Consider the following 21,031-nt stretch of genomic DNA (forward strand, 5'->3'; position numbering starts at 1 on the left):
CTACTTTTTAAAGGGCATGCCAAGCAGATCGAGGAGGGTCTTGCCTTCCTTGTCGGTCTTGGCCGTGGTGGTCACGGTGATGTTCATGCCCTTCACCAACTCAACCTTGTCGATGTCAAGCTCAGGGAAGATGGTGTGTTCCTTGATGCCCAGGGTGAAGTTTCCACGACCGTCGAAACCGCGGTCGGGGATGCCGCGGAAGTCGCGGACCCGGGGCAGAGCGAAGCTCACGAGCTTGTCATAAAAGTCCCACATCCGGTCTTCGCGCAGAGTGACGCGGCAGCCCACGGGCATGCCCTCGCGCAGCTTGAACTGCGCGATGGACTTCTTGGCCAGGGTGACCACGGCCTTCTGGCCGGCAATTGCGGTCAGTTCCTCGGCGGCGGCTTCGATGAGCTTGCTGTTCTGGCTGGCAGCACCGAGACCGATGTTCAGGGAGATCTTCACCATTTTGGGGATCTCCATGGACGAGGAATAACCGTACTCCTTCTGGAGTTCGGGGACGACCTTTTCGTTATATACTTTTTCGAGACGAGTCATACTGATACCTATTTGAAGGTCTCGTTGCACTTCTTGCAGAAGCGCACCTTCTTGCCGTCTTCAGTCTTCTTGTACCCTACCCGCGTGGGCTTGGTGCAGGCGTCGCAGACCACAGCCACATTGGATACATGGATAGGGGCTTCCTTCTCGATAATGCCGCCGGGTTGCTGGGCATAGGGGTTGGCTTTGGTGTGGCGCTGGACCATGTTCACCTTCTCAACCAGGACCTTGTCCTGCTTCTTGAGAATCTTCAACACCTTGCCGACCTTTCCCTTGTCTTTCCCGGCGATGACCATGACCTTGTCGTCTTTACGGATTTTAGTCTTCATCATCATTTCCTTACAGGACCTCGGGAGCGAGGGAAACGATCTTCATGAAACCGGCGGCGCGCAACTCACGAGCCACGGGCCCGAAGATACGGGTGCCCACAGGCTCCATGTTGTTGTTGAGCAGCACGGCGGAATTGTTGTCGAACTTGATGTAGGAACCGTCGGGACGACCGAGCTCCTTCTTCGTGCGGACGACAACCGCCTTCATGACCGAGCCCTTCTTCACCTTGGAATGGGGCATGGCCTCCTTGACGGACACTACGATAATATCACCGACGCTGGCGTAACGGCGCTTGGAACCGCCGAGCACCTTGATGCAGGCGACTTTCTTGGCTCCGGAGTTGTCAGCCACGTCGAGATTGGATTCAACCTGAATCATATGATTTCCTCCTAATCCCTAAACGGCCTTTTCGAGGATCTTGACCAGGTGCCAGCGCTTGCGCCGGGACATGGGTCTCGATTCGACAATCTGCACCGTATCGCCTACACCGCAGTCGTTGGCCGGATCATGGGCCATGAACTTCTTGCGGCGGCGGATGTACTTCTTCAGCAGCGGATGCTTCACCAGGGTCTCGACGCGGACGACGATGGTCTTGTCGGCCTTGTCGGAGATCACCAGACCGGTGAGCAGGCGCTTGTTGCCTTGGTATTTGAACTCAGCCATTTCTTACGCTCCCTGCCGTTCCCGCTGAATGGTCAGGATACGGGCGATGGTCTTTTTGACGCCGGCGAGTGCCTTGGTGTTCTCCAGCTGGGCGGTCGCATGCTTGAAGCGCATGGTGAACAGCTCATGCCGGGACTCGGTCAGCTTCTCGGTCAGCTTCGCGTCATCCAGTTCACGAAGTTCCTTGGAAGTGATCATCTTAGAGACCCTCCTTCACAACGATGGAAGTCTTGATCGGCAGCTTGTAGGAAGCGCGCTTGAGGGCTTCCTTGGCAAGCTCGATGTCGACACCCTTGACTTCGTACATAATCCGGCCCGGTTTCACCGGCGCGACCCAACCGTCGGGTGCGCCTTTACCCTTGCCCTGGCGGACTTCCGCGGGCTTGGAGGTGGTGGGGTGATCAGGGAAGATGCGGATCCAGACCTTACCGCCGCGCTTGATGTGACGCATGATCGCGACACGAGCGGATTCAATCTGCTGATTGGTGATCTTTCCGTGCTCCAATGCCTTCAGCCCGATATCGCCGAAGGACACCACGTTACCCCGTTGGGCCTTGCCTCTGAGTCGGCCTTTCTGCCATTTCCTGAATTTAACTCTTTTTGGAGCAAGCATTACTGTTGTACCTCTTTGTCCAGAATCTCACCCTTGAAGATCCAGACCTTGACTCCGATAACGCCGTAAGTGGTGGCAGCCTCGGCGAAACCATAGTCGATGTCGGCACGAAGGGTGTGCAGGGGCACACGCCCATCACGGTACCACTCGCCGCGAGCGATTTCTGCGCCGGCAAGGCGGCCTGCGCAAGCGACTTTGATACCCTCGGCGCCGAATTTCCTGGCAAGGCCCACCGTGCGCTTCATGGCACGGCGGAAGGCAATACGGCGTTCGAGCTGCTGGGCAATGTTCTCAGCTACGAGCTGAGCTTCAACCTCCGGTCGACGGATCTCGTTGACCTCAATGGTGAACTCGGTTTTGAACTTGCCGCGCAATTCATCGCGCAGCTTTTCTATCTCTACACCCTTACGGCCGATGACAATACCGGGACGCGCGGTGTGGATGATCAGGCGAATCTTGCCGCCGGCCCGCTCGATCTCGATGCGGGAAACGCCGGCCTGAAACAACTTTTTCTTAACGAACTTGCGGACCTGGTCGTCCTGGAGGACGAACGCAGGGTAATCCTTGGTGCTGTACCAGCGGGACAGCCAGTTCTTGTTATACCCCAGACGAAAACCGTAAGGATGTACTTTCTGTCCCATACTACTGTTCCTTCACTACGATGGTGATGTGGCTGGTACGCTTCCGGATGCGGTAAGCGCGGCCCATGGCGCGCGGCTTGATACGCTTCCAGGTAGGACCTTCATTGACCATGACCGTGTCGACAATCAGGGAGTCGACATCGACGCCGGGCATCTGCTCCGCATTGGAAATGGCGGAGTACAGAACCTTGCGGAGAATCTCGGCGGGCTTCTTCGGGGTGAACCGGAGGATGTTCAGAGCATCCTCGACGCCCTTGCCCTTGATGTTCTCGGCGACGACGCGGGTCTTTCGCGGGGACACGCGAATGAACTTTGCTACTGCTTTGGCTTCCATTACGTGCTCCCCCTACTTCTTCTTGTCGGCCACGTGGCCGAAGTAGGTGCGGGTCGGGGAGAATTCACCCAGCTTGTGACCGACCATGTTTTCGGTCACGAACACGGGGATGAACTTCCGGCCATTGTGGACTGCGAAAGTCATACCGACCATCTCGGGGACGATCGTGGAACGGCGGGACCAGGTCTTGATCACGCGGCGATCCTGATTTTCGGCAGCCAACTGGATTTTCTTGATCAGGTGACCGTCGAGGAACGGGCCTTTTTTGAGAGATCTAGGCATCGTTTATACTCCTACTTCTGGCCGCGGCGTTTGACGATAAGCTTCGAGGAAGCCTTCTTGCGGTTCCGGGTCTTGTAGCCCTTGGCCGGCATACCCCACGGGGAAACCGGGTGGCGACCACCGGAACTGCGGCCCTCACCACCACCCCAGCGGGTGATCGATCGGGTTCATTGCCACACCACGGACCTTCGGGCGACGGCCAAGCCAGCGATTACGGCCGGCCTTACCGATCTTGATATTCTCGTGATGAATGTTTCCAACCTGGCCGATGGTGGCGCAACAGGTGGCCAGCACCTTGCGGACCTCGCCGGAGGGCATGCGCAGCAGCGCGTACTTGCCTTCCTTGGCGATCAGCTGGGCGTAGGTACCGGCGGCACGGCAGAACTGGCCGCCCTTGCCGGGGTACAGCTCGATGTTGTGCACGATGGTACCGGTCGGGACCTGGGCCAGAGCCATGGCGTTGCCAGGCTTGATGTCGGCGCCCTCACCCGCGGTGATGACGTCGCCCTGGTTCAGGCCGACAGGGGCCAGGATGTAGCGCTTCTCGCCGTCCGCGTAGTGCAGGAGGGCGATGCGGGCGCTGCGGTTCGGATCGTACTCGATCTCGGCCACCTTGGCGGGCACGCCAAGCTTGTTCCGCTTGAAGTCGATCAGGCGGTACAGGGACTTGTTGCCTCCGCCGCGACGGCGGGAGGTGACGCGACCATTGTTGTTGCGACCGGCCTTCTTAGTCAGGCCTTTGGTCAGCGACTTCTCGGGAGTGGTCCGGGTGATCTCCGCGAAATCGGAGATGGTCTGGAACCGGCGGCCCGGAGAAGTAGGCTTCAGCTTACGGGTTGCCATGGGTTACACTCCTTCGAAGATTTCGATTTTATCGCCGGCTGCAAGCTTGACGTAGGCCTTCTTGTAACCGGGGACGCGGCCGCCGGTCAGGCGACCCATGCGCTTGCGCGGCATCGCTTTCTTGCTGACGATATTCACGGACTCGACTTTGACGTCGAAGGCTGCTTCCACGGCCTTCTTCACCTCGACCTTGTTGGAATCGGGGTGGACGTAAAAAGAGACGTGATTGGATTGCTCCTTGGCCTCGTTGGCCTTTTCGGAGACCACGGGCTTGAGCAGTACTTTCGAATAATCCATTACTTCAACCTCTCTTGAACGTCTTGGGCGGCGGCCTCGAGCATAACCAGCTCGGGGTACAGCAGCACGTCGTAAACATTCAGCTTGTCGGCCTCGATAACCTTGATGTGGGGCATGTTCCGTGCGGACAGCTCCAGATTCCGATCGGCGTTCTTGGCGACGATCAGGGTCTTGTTCAGGCCGAGGGTTTCAGCGACTTCGGCAAAGGCCTTGGTCTTGATCTCAGCGAGATCGATGGACTTGACCACCATCATCTTCTCTTCGGAGACGCGGGAGGACAGAGCCATCTTGAGGGCCAGCTTGCGGACCTTCTTGTTGACCTTGAAGGTATAGTCGCGAGGCTGCGGGCCGAAGGTGGCGGCACCACCACGCCACAGGGGCGAGTTGCTGGAACCGGCACGGGCACGACCGGTGCCCTTCTGGCGCCACGGCTTGCGGCCGCCGCCGTCCTTGAGGGCGCGGTTCTTGGTGGCATGGGTGCCCTGGCGCTGGGAAGCGCGCTGGGCGCGGACGACCTGGTTGAGGATTTCGGGCATGATCTCCACCTCGAAAACCTCGGGGGCCAGCTCGAAGTCGCCCACCTTCTTGTTATTCTGATCTACAACTTGAATTTTTGCCATGACGTATACCTCTTAGCCGTTCTTGCGGATCATCAGGAGGCCGTTGTTCGGTCCGGGCACCTGGCCCTTGACCACGAGGACGTTATCCTCGGGACGGACATCGACGATCTCAACGTTGCTCAAGGTCACACGCTCGTTCCCCATCTGGCCGGGCATCTTCTTGCCCTTCCAGACACGGCCGGGGTAGGTCGCGTTACCGACGGAGCCGGGAACGCGGTGCACTTTTTCGGCACCGTGGGAGGCGCGGGAGCCACCGAAGTTGTGACGCTTCATGACGCCCTGGAAACCCTTACCCTTGGAGGTGCCGGTAACCTTGACCTTCTCACCGGCGGCAAAGATGTCGACGGTGATCTCCTGACCCAGCTCGTAGCCCTCGATGGCCTCAATGGGAAATTCCTTGAGGTGGCGGTACAGGGCGTCGCCGGCCTTGGCCATGTGGCCTTTCATGGGCTTGTTCACCTTGCGCTCGGGCACGTTGTCGTAGCCGAGCTGCAGGGCATTGTAGCCTTCCTTATCCATGGTCTTGATCTGCATCACCGCACAGGGACCGGCCTCAATGACCGTCACGGGGCAGATGGTACCATCGTCCTTGAAAATGCGGGTCATGCCCACTTTTCTGCCAAGCAGTCCGAGAGTCTTAGCCATAACTACACTCCTAGAGCTTGATCTCGACGTCGACGCCGGCGGGAAGCGAAAGCTTGCCCAGGGCATCAACCGTCTGCTGAGTGGGTTCGAGGATATCCAGAAGACGCTTGTGAATGCGCATTTCGAACTGCTCACGGGACTTTTTGTCAACGTGGACAGACTTCTGGACGGTGGTACGATGAATGTCGGTGGGCAGCGGCACGGGGCCGGCAATAGCCGCACCGGTATTCCGGGCGGTGTCAACGATCTCGTTAACAGCCTTGTCCAGAATACGGTAATCGTATGCTCTCAGTTTAATTCTGATGCGATCGCTCGCCATCGAAGCAGCCATAGTGCTTTCTCCTCAAAGGATTTATCTTTACCGCGCCTGAAAAGGAAAAGGCGCCGAACTTTGCAGCGGTCGGGATGAGTACACCCGGACCGCCGCAGTGTCAAGCAAAGGGAAAATCCTCGGCTCTACGTTAATCGTTTCCTTTCATCAATTCTTCGGCCAAGTTGTTCGGCAACCGCTCGTAGTGGTCGAACTGCATGGTGAAGGTGGCCCGGCCCTGGGTCTTGGAGCGCAGGTCCGTGGCGTATCCGAACATCTCGGACAGCGGCACGAAGGAGCGCACGACCTGCACGCCGGCGCGGGCTTCCATTTCGCCCACGCGGCCGCGACGGCCGTTCAAGTCGCCCATGACGTCACCGAGGTAATCCTCGGGGTGACCACTTCCACCGACATGATCGGCTCGAGCAGCACCGGCTTGGCGCCTCTGCAGGCTTCCTTGATGGCCAGAGAACCGGCAATGTAGAAGGCCTGTTCGCTGGAGTCGACTTCATGGTAGGAGCCGAACACGAGCTTGACCTTCACATCGACCACCGGGAACCCGGCGGAGATGCCGTTCTTCATGGCATCCTGGATGCCCTTGTCAACGGCGGGGATGTATTCCTTGGGAATCACGCCGCCCTTGATCTCGTCCACGAACTCGTAGCCCTTCTCAGGATTGGGCTCGACTTCCAGGACGACATGGCCGTACTGGCCACGGCCGCCAGACTGCTTGGCATGCTTGACGTCAACCTTGTTCGCGGCGGAGATGGTCTCTCGGTACGCAACGCGGGGCGCGCCCACGTTGGCGTTCACGTTGAACTCCCTGAGGAGACGGTCAACGATGATTTCGAGGTGCAACTCACCCATTCCGGCGATCAGGGTCTGTCCGGTCTCCTCGTCGCCCTTGACGCGGAAGGACGGATCCTCCTTGGCCAGCTTGACGAGAGCGGCGGACAGGGTGTCGCGGTCTGCCTTGGTCTTGGGTTCGATAGCCACCTCGATGACCGGCTCGGGGATGTCCAGGGACTCCAGGGCCACTGCGCGCTTGAGGTCGCACAGGGTATCGCCGGTGGCTACGTTCTTGAGGCCGACGGCGGCAACGATGTCGCCGGCGTATGCCTCTTTGATTTCTTCACGCTTGTTGGCGTGCATTTTCAGAAGACGACCGATGCGCTCCTTCTTGCCGGTGGCCGCGTTCATGAACGTGGCGCCGGACTCGATCTTGCCCGAGTAGATGCGCAGGAAGGTCAGGTGGCCGACGAAGGGGTCGGTCATCAGCTTGAAGGCCAGGGCCGCAAGCGGCTTGTCGTCGTCGCAGGGGCACTCGATAACGGTCTCGGGGTCCTGCGGGTCCGTGCCCTTCATGGCCGGAATGTCCAGCGGGCTGGGCAGGTAGTCCACAACGGCGTCGAGCAGCGGCTGGACGCCCTTGTTGCGGAACGCGGTGCCGCAGAGCACGGGGCAGATGGTCAGGTTGGTGGTCGCCTTGCGCACGCCCTCGCGGATCTCCTCGGGGGTGATCTCTTCCTCGCCCATGTACTTCTCGAGAAGGGTTTCGTCCTCCTCGGCGATGGCTTCGATCATTTCGGCGCGCATCAGCTCGTACTGGTCCTGGAGATCGGCCGGCACTTCGGTGGTGGTGAAGCTGGCTCCGTGATCGAGGTGATCATAGATGTAGGCCTTGCCCTCGATCAGGTCCACGACGCCCTGGAAATCGTCCTCGGCGCCGATGGGCAGCTGGAGAGGAACGGCCTTGGCGCCCAACCGGGTCTTCATCATCTCGACGCAACGGAAGAAGTCGGCACCGATGCGGTCCATCTTGTTGACGAAGGCCATGCGGGGAACGTGATACCGGTCGGCCTGACGCCACACGGTCTCGGACTGCGGCTCGACGCCGGCCACGGAGTCGAAGACGGCGACGGCGCCGTCAAGCACGCGCAGGGCGCGCTCGACTTCCATGGTGAAGTCCACGTGGCCCGGGGTGTCGATGATGTTGACACGGTGCTCGCGCCAGAAGCAGGTGGTGGCGGCAGACGTAATGGTGATGCCGCGCTCCTGCTCCTGAACCATCCAGTCCATGGTGGCTTCGCCATCATGGACCTCACCGATCTTGTGGGACACGCCGGTGTAGAACAGGATTCGCTCGGTAGTGGTAGTCTTGCCCGCATCGATGTGGGCCATGATACCAATATTGCGCTGTTTCTCTCTGGGTACTTTTCTCGCCACTGTAATACTCCGGGACTACCAGCGGTAGTGAGCGAAAGCCTTGTTGGCTTCAGCCATCTTGTGGGTGTCTTCACGCTTCTTCACAGCGCCACCACGGTTGTTGAAGGCGTCCAGGAGCTCGCCGGACAGGCGGGCGACCATGCCCTTCTCGCCACGCCCGCGGGCGTAGGAGATGGCCCAACGAATGGCCAGGGCGGTCTGACGGTCGGGACGCACTTCCATCGGCACCTGGTACGTGGCGCCGCCGACACGGCGGGACTTGACCTCCAGGGCGGGACGGATGTTGTCGATGCACTTCTCGAAGGCGCGCAGCGCGTCTTCGCTGGTCTTGTCGGCCAGGATCTCGAGTGCCTTGTAGAAAATTCTTTCCGCAGTGGACTTCTTGCCGTCCAACATAAGACGGTTGATGAAGCGAGTGATGAGCTTGCTGCCGTATACAGGATCCGGCAGGATCTGCCGCTTGGCGACAGGACCTTTACGAGGCATTTTTTTCTCCTTGAATTTCGGCCGGGGGGACATTATTTCGGGCAGCCTCCGCCCTACTTTGTCATCCCACCCCGGGCATTGCGAATGAGGCTATAACCTATTTCGGGCGCTTGGTGCCGTACTTGGAACGGCCGCGGCGACGATCGTCGACACCGGAGGTATCGAGGGTACCGCGGACGATGTGGTAACGGACACCGGGAAGGTCCTTTACACGGCCGCCGCGGATCAGAACCACGGAGTGTTCCTGCAGGTTGTGGCCTTCACCACCGATGTACGCGGTGACTTCCATGCCGTTGGTCAGGCGCACGCGGGCGACCTTACGAAGCGCGGAGTTCGGCTTCTTCGGGGTCGTGGTGTACACCCTGGTGCAAACGCCTCGACGCTGAGGGCATTCCATCAGGGCCGGGGTTTTTTTCCGCTTGGGCTGAGCTTCACGGCCCTTGCGGATCAGCTGGTTAATGGTAGGCATTCATCCTCCAATCATTAGTTAATACTGTAGCAACGCGCAAACCATGCGCAAAGAGGACCGCAAGTACTCCATTACTTCGGGCATTGTCAAGTGATTTAGCCCGATGATCCGGTGTACTTTGGCGCCTCTCAGGCCAAAAAAGTTGGAGAGGACAGGCCTCTCCAACTTTTCCAAACAGTTAAAACCTACGCTTCCGTGTTATAATCTCGGCAGCGTTTATGCCAGGGGCATGTCCACGAGGAGCGGGCTTTCTTCCAGCTCCTCAAGGAACTTGTCCGGGCGTTCGGGCTGATCGGGCACGCTGATTTCGGCGTCCGTGTACTTCCGGAAGCCGGTACCGGCGGGCACCAAACGGCCCACGATGACGTTTTCCTTCAGGCCGCGCAGGTAGTCGGACTTGCCCTTCAGGGACGCTTCGGTCAGGACCTTGGTGGTCTCCTGGAACGAAGCGGCCGAGATGAAGGAGTCCGTGGACAGCGAGGCCTGGGTGATACCCAGAACCAGGGTTTCGGCCACGGCGGGTTCGCCGCCTTCGGCCACGACCTTGGAGTTCTCTTCCATGAACCGCATCTTGTCCACCTGCTCTCCGATGAGGAAGGAGGTGGAGCCGGGATTCAGGATGGAGACCTTCTTGAGCATCTGGCGAACGATGATCTCGATGTGCTTGTCGTTGATGTTGACGCCCTGGAACCGGTACACGTCCTGGATTTCCTCGACCAGGTAGCGGGCCAGATGCTTCTCGCCCTTGATCCGCAGGATGTCGTGCAGCTCCGGGGAGCCTTCGGTCAGCAGGTCGCCGGCCTCGACGAAGTCGGACTCCTGGACCGTGATGTGCTTACCCTTGGGAATGAGGAATTCCTGAGCATCGCCGGTCTCCGGGGTGACGATGACCTTGCGCTTGCCCTTGGTTTCGGGGCCGAAGGTCACGATGCCGTCGATGGAGGACACGACGCCCAGATCCTTGGGCTTGCGCACCTCGAACAGCTCGGCGACGCGCGGCAGACCACCGACGATGTCCTTGGTCTTGGAGGACTCACGCGGCTTACGGGCGATAACGTCACCCGCGCGGACCGTGTCGCCGTCCTTGACCATGAGGATGGCGCCCACGGGCATGGCGAAGTTGGCATCGATATCGGTGCCGGGCCGGTGCACGGGCTTGCCGCCCTCGCCCAGCAGGGTCACGGCCGGGCGGTAGTTGGTGGTGCGGTATTCCATGATGGTGAAGGACGCCTTGGAGGTACGGTCCTCCTGGACGGTCTTCCCTTCGATGATGTCCTTGAACTTGATGACGCCGGACACGTCGACGATGAACGGCTCCATGTACGGGTCCCATTCGGCCAGGGCGGCGCCCTTCTTGACCTCCTGGCCCTCGTCGACCAGCAGGCGCGCGCCGGAAGGCAGCACGTACTTTTCACGCTCGCGGCCCTGCTCGTCCACGATGCCCACCTGGCAGCTCTTGCCGAGCACCATCTTGTGGCCGTCGGAGTTGACGACGGTGCGCATGCGCGAGGTGATGACGCGGCCGTTGTGCTGCGACTCGATGCTCGAGGACTCGATTTCCTTGGATGCGGTACCGCCGATGTGGAAGGTACGCATGGTCAGCTGGGTGCCCGGCTCGCCGATGGACTGGGCGGCGATGATGCCGACGGTCTCACCGACGTTGACCAGGTGGCCACGGGCCAGGTCGCGACCGTAGCACATGGCGCAGACGCCCTGCTTGGATTTGCAGGTCAGGCCGGAGCGGATGACGATGGAGTTCACGCCGGACTCGTCGAGCTTCTTGGCGTAGGCGGCATCGATCATGGTGTTGGACGGGATGACCAGCTTGCCGGTCTCCTCGTCGTAGGTGTCGAACATGGTCACGCGGCCCAGAACCCGTTCCGCAAGGCGCTGCTTGATCTCGCCGCCCTTGATGTAGTGGGTCAGCTCCAGTCCGTCCACGGTGCCGCAGTCCAGTTCGGACACGGTCACGTCCTGGACAACGTCCACGAGGCGGCGGGTCAGGTAACCGGAGTTCGCGGTCTTGAGCGCGGTATCGGCCAGGCCCTTTCGTGCGCCGTGGGTGGAGATGAAGTACTGGAGAACCGACAACCCTTCGCGGAAGGAGGCGGTGATCGGGGTCTCGATGATCTCGCCCGAAGGCTTGGCCATCAGACCGCGCATGCCGGCCAGCTGCCGCATCTGGTCCTGGTTGCCTCGAGCGCCGGAGGTGGCCATCATGTAGATGGGGTTGAAGCTCGAGTTGACCTCGGTGTTGCCGGTCTTGGGATCGACCAGGACGTCGGTGGACATCTCCTGCATCATTTCATTGGAGATGTCGTTGGTCACCTTGGTCCAGACGTCGACGACCTTATTGTATTTCTCGGTGCGGGTGATGATGCCGTCCTGGAACTGGTTCTCGATCTCGTCCACCTCGGCGTTGGCCGTTTCCAGCATCTTCGCCTTCTTGTCCGGGATCTTGAGGTCCTTGACGCCGATGGTCACACCAGCGCGGGTGGCATATTCGTAACCCAGGTCCTTGATCCTGTCGCACAGGATGACGGTGGCCTTGGTGCCCGCCAGACGGTAGGCGCCGGTGACCAGGGCGGCGATGTTCTTCTTGTTCAGCACGCAGTTGACCAGCTCGAACGGGACCTTCTCGGGGATCAGCTCGGAAACGATGATCCGGCCGGTGGTGGTCTCGACGATCTCGCCGTTGATGCGCACCTTGATCCGGGCGTGGATGCCGACGGCGCCGAAGTCGTGGGCGGCGATGACCTCTTCCGGGGAGGAGAAGATCATGCCCTCGCCCTTCTCGAAGGAACGCGGCGTGGTCAGGTAGTACAGGCCCAGGACGATGTCCTGCGAGGGGTTGATGATCGGCGAGCCGTTGGACGGGCTGAGGATGTTGTTGGAGGACATCATCAGCACGCGGCACTCGATCTGCGCCTCGACGGACAGCGGAACGTGAACGGCCATCTGGTCACCGTCGAAGTCCGCGTTGTAGGCGGAACAGACGAGCGGGTGCAGCTGGATGGCCTTGCCCTCGACAAGCAGCGGCTCGAAGGCCTGGATGCCCAGCCGGTGCAGGGTCGGGGCGCGGTTGAGCATGATCGGGTACTCGCGGACCACGTCTTCCAGGATATCCCAGACGACCAGGTCCTCGCGCTCGACCATCTTCTTCGCGGATTTGATGGTGGTGGCGATCTCGCGCTTCTCAAGCTCGGAATAGATGAACGGCTTGAACAGTTCCAGCGCCATCTTCTTGGGCAGGCCGCACTGGTGCAGCTTCAGCTTCGGGCCGACGACGATGACCGAACGGCCGGAGTAGTCGACGCGCTTGCCGAGCAGGTTCTGGCGGAACCGGCCCTGCTTGCCCTTGATCATGTCGGACAGGGACTTCAGCGGACGACCGTTGGTGCCGGTGATGGCGCGGCCGCGGCGGCCGTTGTCGAACAGGGCGTCGACGGCCTCCTGGAGCATGCGCTTCTCGTTGCGGATGATGATCTCGGGCGCGCCGAGCTCCAGCAGCCGCTTGAGGCGGTTGTTCCGGTTGATGACGCGGCGGTACAGGTCGTTGAGGTCCGAGGTGGCGAAACGGCCGCCGTCCAGGGGGACCAGCGGGCGCAGCTCGGGCGGGATGATGGGAATCACTTCCATGATCATCCACTCGGGCTTGTTGCCGGACTCGAGGAAGGCCTCGACGATCTTCAGCCGCTTGGTGATTTTCTTCTTCTTGGTCTGCGACCGGGTGGTCTGCGACTCTTCGCGCAGCTCGGCGCGCAGGGTCGGCAGGTCCAGGGCCTGGAGCATGGTGCGGACGGTCTCCGCGCCCATGCCCACGGTCAGGGCGGACTCGCCGAAGTGGTCGATGACCTGGAAGTACTGGTCCTCGCTGACGACCTGGTGCTTCTTCAGCGGGGTCTCGCCCGGATCAAGCACGATGAACGAGTCGAAGTACAGGACCTTTTCCAGGTCGGCCATGGTGATGTCGAGCAGCGTGCCGATCTTGGACGGCAGGGTCTTCAGGAACCAGATGTGCGCCACAGGCGCGGCCAGTTCGATGTGTCCCATACGCTCGCGGCGAACCTTGGAGGCAATGACCTCGACGCCGCACTTTTCGCAGACGATGCCGCGATGCTTCATGCGCTTGTACTTGCCGCAGTTGCACTCGTAGTCCTTCACCGGGCCGAAGATCTTGGCGCAGAACAGGCCGTCGCGCTCCGGCTTGAAGGTACGGTAGTTGATGGTCTCCGGCTTCTTGACTTCACCGTAGGACCACTCGCGGATCGTTTCAGGCGCAGCGATGGATATCTGGATCGCTTTGAGGTTGCGGCCCTGGGCCGCCGCGTTCGGCGCTCCACGCAAGGTGAACAGATCGTCCAACGTCATGGATATCCCCTATCGTAAAAAGTTATTTCATGCCCGGCCGGCCGGTTGCGGCCGGCCGGGCCTATTACCTTGTGTTCGTCCGGCCCTAGTCCACCAGCGGCGTGGGGCCTGCCGGGAATGCCGGGAGGGCCTGCTGTTGCTGCTGGCCGGGACGCTTACGGTCCTCGTAGTGCAGGGTCACGTCCAGACCCAGCGACATGAGTTCCTTGACCAGGACGTTGAAGGATTCCGGCAGACCGGCTTCCAGGAAGTTGTCGCCCTTGACGATCTTCTCGTACATCTTCACGCGGCCCTGGACATCGTCGGACTTGACGGTCAGGAACTCCTGCAGAAGATAGGCGGCGCCGTAGGCCTCGAGGGCCCAGACTTCCATCTCGCCCAGCCGCTGGCCGCCGAACTGGGCCTTACCGCCCAGGGGCTGCTGCGTGACCAGGGAGTACGGGCCGGTGGACCGGGCATGGATCTTCTCGTCGACCAGGTGGTGCAACTTGAGGATGTACATGATGCCCACGGTGACCCGGCTGTGGAACGGCTCGCCGGTGCGGCCGTCGTAGAGCACGAACTTGCCGTCGGAGGCGAGACCGGCCTTTTCCAGCCAGCCCCAGATGCCGTCTTCCGCGGCCCCGTCGAAGACCGGGGTCTTGGCGACGATGCCGTTCTTGAGCTTCTTGACGGCCTCGACGAACTCCTCGTCGGACATGGAATCGATGACGTCGCCCATGCGGGCGGTGTCGAGGATGGACTTGACCTCCTCACGGATGTTCTTGAGCGAATTGCCGCTCTCCTCCATCATCAACTGAACCTGCTGGCCCAGCTTGCGGCCGGCCATGCCCAGATGCGTTTCCATGATCTGCCCGATGTTCATACGGGAGGGAACGCCCAGGGGGTTCAGGACGATGTCCATGGGGGTGCCGTCCTCGAAGAACGGCATGTCTTCCTCGGGGAGGATGCAGGACACGACGCCCTTGTTGCCGTGACGGCCGGCCATCTTGTCGCCCACGGAGAGCTTGCGCTTCACCGCGACGTAGACCTTGACCATCTTGATGACGCCCGGGGGCAGATCGTCGCCCTCGGTCACCTTCTCGCGCTTGACGTCGTAGATGTTCTTGATGAAGGCGATCTGCTGCTCGTAGTCGGCCACGATGAGCTTCAGCTGGTCGTTGACCTCGCGGTCGAACAGCCCGATGAGCTTCTTGACCGGCACGGAGTCCACGGCCTCGCGGTCGATGACCTCCCCGGTCTTGCCCAGGGTGGCCTTCTTGGGTCCGGCCAGGTCCTTCTTCAGCTTGACGCCCTCCAGCACGGCCCAGACCTTCTCGCGGATGGCGTCGGTCAGGGCGGCGACGTGCTTCTGCTCCTTGACGTCGAAGGCCGCCAGCTCGGCGTCCTCGATGGCCTTGGTGCGGTCGTCCTTCTCGCCGGAGCGGCGGTTGAAGACCTTGACGTCCACGATGGTGCCGGCGATTCCCGGCGGAACCTTCAGGGACGTGTTCTTCACGTCGCGGGCCTTGTCGCCGAAGATGGCGCGCAGCAGCTTCTCTTCAGGGGTCAGCTGGGTCTCGCCCTTGGGCGTGATCTTGCCGACCATGATGTCGTCGGGCTTGATGCGGGCACCGATGCGGATGATACCGCATTCGTCGAGGTTGCGAAGCATCTCTTCGGAAACGTTGGAGATGTCTCGGGTCACTTCCTCGGGTCCGAGCTTGGTGTCGCGGGCGACCAGTTCAAACTCCTCGATGTGGATGGAGGTGAACACGTCTTCCTTGACCATGCGCTCGGAGATGAGGATGGAGTCCTCGAAGTTGAAGCCGCACCAGGGCATGAAGGCGACCAGCAGGTTCTTGCCCAGGGCAAGCTCGCCGTGGTCGATGCCCGGGCCGTCGGCCAGCACGTCGCCCTTCTTGACCACCTGGCCGACCTGGACGCGGGGCGTCTGGCCGAAGCAGGAGTTCTGGTTGGACTTGTGCCACTTCTGCAGCTCGTAGTGCTTGGCGCCCCCGGTGTTGGGGTACAGCCCGTTGTCGTAATTGATGATGATGCGCTCGGCGTCCACGTAGTGGATCACGCCGTCCTGCTCGGCCAGGACGCAGGCCCCGGAGTCGCGGGCGACCGGGCCTTCCATGCCGGTGCCGACGAGCGGCTCCTCGGCCTGGAGAAGCGGCACGGCCTGACGCATCATGTTGGAGCCCATGAGCGCGCGGTTGGCGTCGTCGTGCTCCAGGAACGGAATCAGCGCAGCCGAGATGGAGACCGTCTGGCTGGGGCTGATGTCCATGCAGGTGACTTCTTCAGCCGCGGTGAGCTGAACGTCGCCCGCGAGACGCGCGTTGACGCGCGGGTTGACGAAGACGCCGTCCTTGTCCAGGGGCGCGTTGGCCTGGGCCACCACTTCCTTGGCTTCCTTGGAGGCGTCCATGTAGACGATCTCGTCGGTGATCTTCTTGTCCACCACCTTGCGGTACGGGGTCTCGATGAACCCGTAGTCGTTGACCTTGGCGTAGGTGGTCAGGGAGACGATCAGACCGATGTTCGGACCTTCCGGCGTCTCAATGGGGCAGATGCGGCCGTAGTGCGAGGTGTGCACGTCGCGCACCTCGAAGCCCGCGCGTTCGCGGGTCAGGCCGCCGGGTCCCAGGGCCGACAGGCGGCGCTTGTGGGTGACCTCGGAGAGCGGGTTGGTCTGGTCCATGAACTGGCTGAGCTGGGAGGTTCCGAAGAACTCCTTGAGCACGGCGGCAACCGGTTTGGGGTTGATCAGGTCATGGGGCATCAGGGTGGCCACTTCCTGCAGGGACATGCGCTCCTTGATGGCGCGCTCCATGCGGACAAGGCCGATGCGGTACTGGTTCTCCACCAGTTCGCCCACAGGGCGCACGCGGCGGTTGCCCAGGTGGTCGATGTCGTCGGCCGGGCCGTGGGAGTCCTTCAGGTGGATCAGCTCCTTGACCGCGAGGAGGATGTCCTCGTTGGTCAGGGTGCGGATGGACAGGTCCACGTCCTGGTTCAGACGGGAGTTAAGCTTGTAGCGACCCACGCTGGAAAGGTCGTAGTAGTCGGCGGAGCGGAACAGGTTCTCGAAGAAGCTGGCCGCGATCTCGGGCGTGGGCGGGGAGCTGGGACGAAGCCTGCGGTAGATCTCGATCTGCGCGGATTCGATGTCCGTGGTCTTGTCGAGCAGCAGGGTGTCGCGCAGGGACGAGGACACGTCCATGCCGCGGGTGTGCAGCACTTCCAGGTCCTTGATCTTGGCGTCGCGGAGCTTTTCGATCACGTCGACGGTCACTTCCTCGGCGGCCTCGGCGATGACCTCGCCGTTCTTGTCCACCATGTCCTTGGCCAGGAACAGGCCGACCAGCGAAGCCGGATCGACCTCGATGGTCTTGACCTCGGCGCGGACCATCTTCTTCCAGGCGCCCTTGGTGATGTCGGTGCCCTTCTTGACCAGCACCTTATCGTCGACGGTGATGTCGGCGAACGCGGTTTCCTTGCGGTACTGCTCGGCGACCACGTTGCGGAGCACCTTGGTCTTGTGCAGGGTGTAGGACTCGATCTCGTAGAAGTAGTCGAGGATATCCGCCCTGGAGAGGCCCATGGCCTTCAGCAGGATGGTGACGGGCATCTTGCGACGGCGGTCGATCCGCACGTACAGGATGTCCTTGTGGTCGAAGTCGAAGTCAAGCCAGGAGCCGCGCATGGGAATGATGCGGCTGGAATAGAGAACCTTGCGGCTGGAATGGGACTTGCCGGAATCATGCTCGAAGATGATGCCCGGGGAGCGCTGCAGCTGGTTGACGATGACGCGCTCGGTGCCGTTGATGACGTAGGTGCCCTTCTCAGTCATCAGCGGGAGCGTGCCGAAGTATATGTCCTGTTCCTTGATGTCGCGAATCGTGCGGTTGTCGGTCTCTTCATCCACGTCAAAAACTACGAGACGGACGGTGATACGGATGGGCGTCTCGTAGGTCAAACCCTTCGAGATGCACTCATCGACGTCGTATTTTGGTTCGCCGATTTCATAGGACACGAAATCAAGGCTAGCGGTCTTGTTGAAATCTTCAATGGGAAAAACGGACCTGAACACGCCCTCGAGACCGAAGTCTCCGCGGCTGGACGGCGGGGTCTCCGCCTGGAGGAAACGATCGTACGAATCCACCTGGAGTTCCAGCAGGTGCGGGATGGGGAGCGTGTTGACGATTTTGCCGAATTCTTTTCTCAGTTGACCCATTGTACCCTCATGCATGAGCGGTTGATGGTTGGGGCGCGGGGCCTTGGCCCTTGCCCACTGTCTGACACAGCGGCCGTCTAGATCGACCGATGCGTTAAACGGGTAGATAAGCTGCAGCCGGAACCAAAAACCCGGCGCACCGACGAGGAGAGGATGGTCATCCTTGCAGCGCTTGCACCCAATGTCGAAAGGCGATTAAACCATTATATATACATACAGAGCAAAGAGCGCAACGCCCTTTTTAAGAGGGCGAGCGCTCTTTGCTATGCTAGCTTAAGAGGGCGAAGTTACTTAACTTCAACTTCGGCGCCGGCTTCCTGCAGCTGCTTGGCAGCCTCGTCAGCCTCGTCCTTGGACACGCCTTCCTTGACGGCCTTGGGAGCCTCGTCGACCAGAGCCTTGGCTTCCTTCAGGCCCAGACCGGTCAGGCCGCGGACGGCCTTGATGACGGCGATCTTGTTGGAGCCGGCATTGGTCAGGACGACGTTGAACTCGGTCTGCTCGTCCTCGGCGGCGGCATCGCCACCGGCGGCCGGAGCAGCGGCAACGGCCATGGCGGGGGCGGCAGCCTCGACGCCGAACACGTCTTCGAGTTCCTTGATGAATTCGGACAGTTCCAGGACGGTCATGTTGCCGATGAATTCGACAACCTGTTCTTTGGTGATATCAGCCATGATAAATTCTCCTTAAAAGTGATTCGCTTTGAACCTGTTTTTACGCAGCTTCTTTCTGTTCCTTGATCGCGGTCAAGGCGTACAGGAACTTGCGTTCGATGTTGGCGAACAGACAGACGAAATTGCGAGGTACGGCCTGCATCGTGCCGAGGAGGGAACTCAAGAGCTCAGGCTTGCTGGGCATCTTGGCGAGTTCCTTCACTGCGTCACTGTCAAGAAACTGGCCTTCGAGAGTGCCGTAACGCAAGGCGAACTTCTTGTTCGTCTTGGCGTAATCGGCCAACGCCTTGGCAAGGGCTACGGGATCTTCGTAACCCAGCGCAATGGCGCAGTTCTCTTTCAGGTGTTCGCTCAATTCACCATGAGAGGTGTCATTGAGAGCCAACCGGGCCAGGGTATTCTTGACGACTTGGTAATCGACACCGATCTCGAAGCACTTGGAGCGCAGGACGGTCATTTCCTCAACGGTCAGACCCTTGAAATCGGTGACGACGGCGATGCTGGCGCGCGAAGCTTTTTCGTGCAGCTGCTCGATGATCTGGGCTTTTTCTTGCCTGTTCATCTACCACTCCTCGTCGTTCGGCCCGGAAAGCAGGTCAAAGCTTTGTCTGAGCAGGATATTAAGGGAGCACAGCCCCACCTGCCGTCTCTGACTCAACCTTCCGTGCGATTATCTACAGGGCTCCCCAAAGGGAGCCCGGCATTCAATTAATTGGTGCTTTCCAGGAATTTCCGGACGGTCAGGGGATCGACCTTCACGCCGGGACCCATGGTGGAGGAAACGGCCAGAGCCTTCATATAGGTGCCCTTCGCGGAGGAGGGCTTGAGGCGCATGACGGTTTCCAGCAGCGCCTTGAGATTCTCAAGGAGCTTGTCCGGACCGAAGGAGACCTTGCCGATGGGAGCGTGCAGCACGCCCGCCTTGTCGACCTTGAACTCGACCTTACCGGCCTTGAGCTCGCTGACGGCCTTGGCCACGTCCATGGTCACGGTGCCGGTCTTGGCGTTGGGCATCAGGCCACGGGGGCCGAGCACGCGGCCGATCTTGCCGACCACGGCCATCATGTCCGGGGTGGCGACAGCCTTGTCGAAGTCGAGCCAGCCGGACTGGATCTTCTCGACCAGGTCGTCGGAACCGTAGTAATCGGCACCGGCTTCCTTGGCCTCGTTTTCCTTTTCCCCCTTGCAGAAGACGGCGACGCGCACGTCTTTGCCGAGCCCGTTGGGCAGGCTGACGGCGCCGCGGATCATCTGATCGGAGTACTTCGGATCGACGCCGAGGTTGATGGCCACGTCCACGGTCTCGTCGAATTTGGCGTAGGCGCCGGCAACAGCGGCCTTCACACCCTCTTCGATATCGACGCGCACGGTGGTGTCGCGGTCACCGACTGCGTTGCGGTATTTCTTTCCATGCTTAGGCATTTTTCTTTCCTCACTAGCCCTTGACTTCGAGACCCATGCTGCGGGCGGTACCCTCGATCTGGAGCATGGCGTGTTCGATGTCATTGGCGTTCAAATCCACCATCTTCAATTCGGCGATCTCTTTGATCTGCGCCTTGGTGACCTTGCCGACCTTCTGCTTGTTGGGTTCACCGGAGCCCTTCTCAATCTTGGCGGCCTTGAGCAGAAGCACGGCAGCCGGGGGGGTCTTGGTGATGAAGTCGAAGGAGCGGTCCGCATACACGGTGATGACCACCGGGATGATCAGACCCTTCTGGTCCTGCGTCTTGGCGTTGAACGCCTTGCAGAATTCCATGATGTTGACGCCGTGCTGACCCAGGGCCGGACCGACCGGCGGGGAGGGGTTGGCTGCGCCTGCGGGGATCTGCAGTTTAATCTTACCTATTTCTTTCTTGGCCATTGTATTCCTCGATGAGAAATTTCGCTGTTAGCGACGATCCGGGCTATCCCTTGTCCACTTGGACAAAATCAAGCTCCACAGGAGTCTGACGCCCGAATATAGAGACGGATACTTTGAGCTTACCCTTGTCGTAGTTGACTTCTTCCACAACACCGTTGAAGCCGCTGAACGGGCCATCGATGACCCGGACCTCGTCCCCGCGTTCGAAGTTGAACTTGGGACGGGGCTTCTCCTGGCGGCTCTCCATCATGTTGAGGATGTTCTCCGCCTCGCTGTCGCGCATGGGAGTCGGCCGGTTCTTGCCGCCGACAAAGCCTGTCACGCGCGGAATGGACTGAATGAGATGCCAGGAATCGTCCGTCAGGATCATCTTGATCATGATGTATCCCGGATAGAACTTGCGAGTCGACGTCTTGCGCTCACCTTTGACCATCTCAACGATCTTTTCGGTGGGCATGACGACTTCCTCAATGAGGCCCTTGTCCTGTCCGGTGCGCATCATCTCGCGGACGGTCTGTTCGACACGCTGCTCGAAACCCGAGTAGGTGTGAACTATGTACCAGCGAGCACGAGGTGCGGCGTTTTCCATTGTGGCATCCAT

General features: G+C 60.4%; 22 protein-coding genes and 2 pseudogenes. All 24 read right to left on the minus strand.

The features are described from left to right. The 24 genes and pseudogenes from rplE to nusG all read right to left on the minus strand — a co-directional run bounded on the left by rplE (position 1) and on the right by nusG (position 21,031). Entirely contained in the window at positions 1 to 540 is a 540-nt protein-coding gene (rplE, locus tag AWY79_RS14605; protein WP_066805535.1) for a 50S ribosomal protein L5, read from the minus strand. Between the two features lie 8 nt (positions 541 to 548). Beyond that, positions 549 to 872 carry a 50S ribosomal protein L24 gene (gene rplX, locus AWY79_RS14610; protein WP_066805538.1) on the minus strand — a complete coding sequence of 108 codons (324 nt, stop codon included), beginning with the start codon at positions 870 to 872 and terminating at the stop codon, positions 549 to 551. Between the two features lie 7 nt (positions 873 to 879). Next, on the minus strand, positions 880 to 1,248 hold the full coding sequence (rplN, locus tag AWY79_RS14615; protein ID WP_066805540.1) for a 50S ribosomal protein L14: 369 nt from the start codon (positions 1,246 to 1,248) through the stop codon (positions 880 to 882). 18 nt (positions 1,249 to 1,266) lie between these two features. After that, positions 1,267 to 1,533 carry a 30S ribosomal protein S17 gene (rpsQ, locus tag AWY79_RS14620; protein WP_066805542.1) on the minus strand — a complete coding sequence of 89 codons (267 nt, stop codon included), beginning with the start codon at positions 1,531 to 1,533 and terminating at the stop codon, positions 1,267 to 1,269. A gap of 3 nt (positions 1,534 to 1,536) precedes the next feature. Continuing rightward, on the minus strand, positions 1,537 to 1,728 hold the full coding sequence (gene rpmC / locus AWY79_RS14625; protein ID WP_078063895.1) for a 50S ribosomal protein L29: 192 nt from the start codon (positions 1,726 to 1,728) through the stop codon (positions 1,537 to 1,539). A gap of 4 nt (positions 1,729 to 1,732) precedes the next feature. Further along, a complete protein-coding gene (gene rplP, locus AWY79_RS14630; protein ID WP_066805555.1) occupies positions 1,733 to 2,146 on the minus strand; it encodes a 50S ribosomal protein L16 in 414 nt (137 codons plus the stop codon). After that, positions 2,146 to 2,787, minus strand: a complete 642-nt coding sequence (rpsC, locus tag AWY79_RS14635) for a 30S ribosomal protein S3 (RefSeq protein WP_066805558.1) — start codon at positions 2,785 to 2,787, stop codon at positions 2,146 to 2,148. The genes rplP and rpsC overlap by 1 nt, the downstream gene beginning before the upstream one ends. 1 nt (position 2,788) lies before the next feature. After that, positions 2,789 to 3,121: a 50S ribosomal protein L22 gene (rplV, locus tag AWY79_RS14640; protein ID WP_066805560.1), complete on the minus strand. Its 333-nt coding sequence runs from the start codon at positions 3,119 to 3,121 to the stop codon at positions 2,789 to 2,791. 12 nt (positions 3,122 to 3,133) lie between these two features. Beyond that, positions 3,134 to 3,403 carry a 30S ribosomal protein S19 gene (rpsS, locus tag AWY79_RS14645; RefSeq protein WP_066805562.1) on the minus strand — a complete coding sequence of 90 codons (270 nt, stop codon included), beginning with the start codon at positions 3,401 to 3,403 and terminating at the stop codon, positions 3,134 to 3,136. A gap of 11 nt (positions 3,404 to 3,414) precedes the next feature. After that, positions 3,415 to 4,246 (minus strand): annotated as a pseudogene (gene rplB / locus AWY79_RS14650) (50S ribosomal protein L2). Positions 4,247 to 4,249: 3 nt separating this feature from the next. Continuing rightward, positions 4,250 to 4,543: a 50S ribosomal protein L23 gene (gene rplW, locus AWY79_RS14655; protein WP_066805564.1), complete on the minus strand. Its 294-nt coding sequence runs from the start codon at positions 4,541 to 4,543 to the stop codon at positions 4,250 to 4,252. Then, a complete protein-coding gene (gene rplD, locus AWY79_RS14660) occupies positions 4,543 to 5,163 on the minus strand; it encodes a 50S ribosomal protein L4 (protein ID WP_066805566.1) in 621 nt (206 codons plus the stop codon). Before rplD ends, rplW begins: the two co-directional genes overlap by 1 nt. Positions 5,164 to 5,175: 12 nt before the next feature. Beyond that, entirely contained in the window at positions 5,176 to 5,808 is a 633-nt protein-coding gene (rplC, locus tag AWY79_RS14665) for a 50S ribosomal protein L3 (protein ID WP_066805569.1), read from the minus strand. Positions 5,809 to 5,818: 10 nt separating this feature from the next. Further along, positions 5,819 to 6,139, minus strand: coding sequence for a 30S ribosomal protein S10 (rpsJ, locus tag AWY79_RS14670; protein ID WP_066805571.1), 321 nt, complete (start codon positions 6,137 to 6,139; stop codon positions 5,819 to 5,821). A 130-nt stretch (positions 6,140 to 6,269) separates the two neighbouring features. Next, positions 6,270 to 8,344, minus strand: a pseudogene (fusA, locus tag AWY79_RS14675) (elongation factor G). A 15-nt stretch (positions 8,345 to 8,359) separates the two neighbouring features. Beyond that, a complete protein-coding gene (gene rpsG / locus AWY79_RS14680; RefSeq protein WP_066805573.1) occupies positions 8,360 to 8,830 on the minus strand; it encodes a 30S ribosomal protein S7 in 471 nt (156 codons plus the stop codon). Positions 8,831 to 8,927: 97 nt separating this feature from the next. Continuing rightward, a complete protein-coding gene (rpsL, locus tag AWY79_RS14685) occupies positions 8,928 to 9,299 on the minus strand; it encodes a 30S ribosomal protein S12 (protein ID WP_014324023.1) in 372 nt (123 codons plus the stop codon). A gap of 216 nt (positions 9,300 to 9,515) precedes the next feature. After that, positions 9,516 to 13,670, minus strand: coding sequence for a DNA-directed RNA polymerase subunit beta' (gene rpoC, locus AWY79_RS14690; RefSeq protein ID WP_066805576.1), 4,155 nt, complete (start codon positions 13,668 to 13,670; stop codon positions 9,516 to 9,518). A gap of 85 nt (positions 13,671 to 13,755) precedes the next feature. Then, the gene (gene rpoB, locus AWY79_RS14695; protein WP_066805579.1) at positions 13,756 to 17,895 is read right to left on the minus strand and encodes a DNA-directed RNA polymerase subunit beta; all 4,140 of its coding nucleotides are present in this window, start codon (positions 17,893 to 17,895) and stop codon (positions 13,756 to 13,758) included. Positions 17,896 to 18,182: 287 nt separating this feature from the next. Continuing rightward, positions 18,183 to 18,569, minus strand: coding sequence for a 50S ribosomal protein L7/L12 (gene rplL, locus AWY79_RS14700; protein ID WP_066805582.1), 387 nt, complete (start codon positions 18,567 to 18,569; stop codon positions 18,183 to 18,185). A gap of 40 nt (positions 18,570 to 18,609) precedes the next feature. Then, complete coding sequence (gene rplJ, locus AWY79_RS14705) at positions 18,610 to 19,131, minus strand: 50S ribosomal protein L10 (RefSeq protein ID WP_066805585.1); 522 nt, start codon at positions 19,129 to 19,131, stop codon at positions 18,610 to 18,612. Positions 19,132 to 19,277: 146 nt separating this feature from the next. Next, on the minus strand, positions 19,278 to 19,991 hold the full coding sequence (gene rplA, locus AWY79_RS14710; RefSeq protein ID WP_066805588.1) for a 50S ribosomal protein L1: 714 nt from the start codon (positions 19,989 to 19,991) through the stop codon (positions 19,278 to 19,280). Positions 19,992 to 20,004: 13 nt separating this feature from the next. After that, the gene (gene rplK, locus AWY79_RS14715) at positions 20,005 to 20,430 is read right to left on the minus strand and encodes a 50S ribosomal protein L11 (protein ID WP_066805594.1); all 426 of its coding nucleotides are present in this window, start codon (positions 20,428 to 20,430) and stop codon (positions 20,005 to 20,007) included. Between the two features lie 43 nt (positions 20,431 to 20,473). Next, positions 20,474 to 21,031, minus strand: a complete 558-nt coding sequence (gene nusG, locus AWY79_RS14720; RefSeq protein WP_066807267.1) for a transcription termination/antitermination protein NusG — start codon at positions 21,029 to 21,031, stop codon at positions 20,474 to 20,476.

This window comes from Pseudodesulfovibrio indicus, from assembly GCF_001563225.1.
Taxonomy (GTDB): Bacteria; Desulfobacterota; Desulfovibrionia; order Desulfovibrionales; family Desulfovibrionaceae; genus Pseudodesulfovibrio; species Pseudodesulfovibrio indicus.

Excerpts from the sequence above, each read along its gene's own strand:
- rpsJ (WP_066805571.1), bottom strand. The coding sequence starts at position 6,139 with ATGGCTGCTTCGATGGCGAGCGATCGCATCAGAATTAAACTGAGAGCA.
- rplA (WP_066805588.1), bottom strand. The coding sequence starts at position 19,991 with ATGCCTAAGCATGGAAAGAAATACCGCAACGCAGTCGGTGACCGCGAC.
- rplP (WP_066805555.1), bottom strand. The coding sequence starts at position 2,146 with ATGCTTGCTCCAAAAAGAGTTAAATTCAGGAAATGGCAGAAAGGCCGA.
- rplV (WP_066805560.1), bottom strand. The coding sequence starts at position 3,121 with ATGGAAGCCAAAGCAGTAGCAAAGTTCATTCGCGTGTCCCCGCGAAAG.
- rplD (WP_066805566.1), bottom strand. The coding sequence starts at position 5,163 with ATGGCAAAAATTCAAGTTGTAGATCAGAATAACAAGAAGGTGGGCGAC.
- rplJ (WP_066805585.1), bottom strand. The coding sequence starts at position 19,131 with ATGAACAGGCAAGAAAAAGCCCAGATCATCGAGCAGCTGCACGAAAAA.
- rplK (WP_066805594.1), bottom strand. The coding sequence starts at position 20,430 with ATGGCCAAGAAAGAAATAGGTAAGATTAAACTGCAGATCCCCGCAGGC.
- rpoC (WP_066805576.1), bottom strand. The coding sequence starts at position 13,670 with ATGACGTTGGACGATCTGTTCACCTTGCGTGGAGCGCCGAACGCGGCG.
- rplE (WP_066805535.1), bottom strand. The coding sequence starts at position 540 with ATGACTCGTCTCGAAAAAGTATATAACGAAAAGGTCGTCCCCGAACTC.
- rpsC (WP_066805558.1), bottom strand. The coding sequence starts at position 2,787 with ATGGGACAGAAAGTACATCCTTACGGTTTTCGTCTGGGGTATAACAAG.
- rpoB (WP_066805579.1), bottom strand. The coding sequence starts at position 17,895 with ATGGGTCAACTGAGAAAAGAATTCGGCAAAATCGTCAACACGCTCCCC.
- rplX (WP_066805538.1), bottom strand. The coding sequence starts at position 872 with ATGATGAAGACTAAAATCCGTAAAGACGACAAGGTCATGGTCATCGCC.
- rplW (WP_066805564.1), bottom strand. The coding sequence starts at position 4,543 with ATGGATTATTCGAAAGTACTGCTCAAGCCCGTGGTCTCCGAAAAGGCC.
- rplN (WP_066805540.1), bottom strand. The coding sequence starts at position 1,248 with ATGATTCAGGTTGAATCCAATCTCGACGTGGCTGACAACTCCGGAGCC.
- nusG (WP_066807267.1), bottom strand. The coding sequence starts at position 21,031 with ATGGATGCCACAATGGAAAACGCCGCACCTCGTGCTCGCTGGTACATA.
- rplL (WP_066805582.1), bottom strand. The coding sequence starts at position 18,569 with ATGGCTGATATCACCAAAGAACAGGTTGTCGAATTCATCGGCAACATG.
- rplC (WP_066805569.1), bottom strand. The coding sequence starts at position 5,808 with ATGGCTAAGACTCTCGGACTGCTTGGCAGAAAAGTGGGCATGACCCGC.
- rpsQ (WP_066805542.1), bottom strand. The coding sequence starts at position 1,533 with ATGGCTGAGTTCAAATACCAAGGCAACAAGCGCCTGCTCACCGGTCTG.
- rpsG (WP_066805573.1), bottom strand. The coding sequence starts at position 8,830 with ATGCCTCGTAAAGGTCCTGTCGCCAAGCGGCAGATCCTGCCGGATCCT.
- rpsS (WP_066805562.1), bottom strand. The coding sequence starts at position 3,403 with ATGCCTAGATCTCTCAAAAAAGGCCCGTTCCTCGACGGTCACCTGATC.
- rpsL (WP_014324023.1), bottom strand. The coding sequence starts at position 9,299 with ATGCCTACCATTAACCAGCTGATCCGCAAGGGCCGTGAAGCTCAGCCC.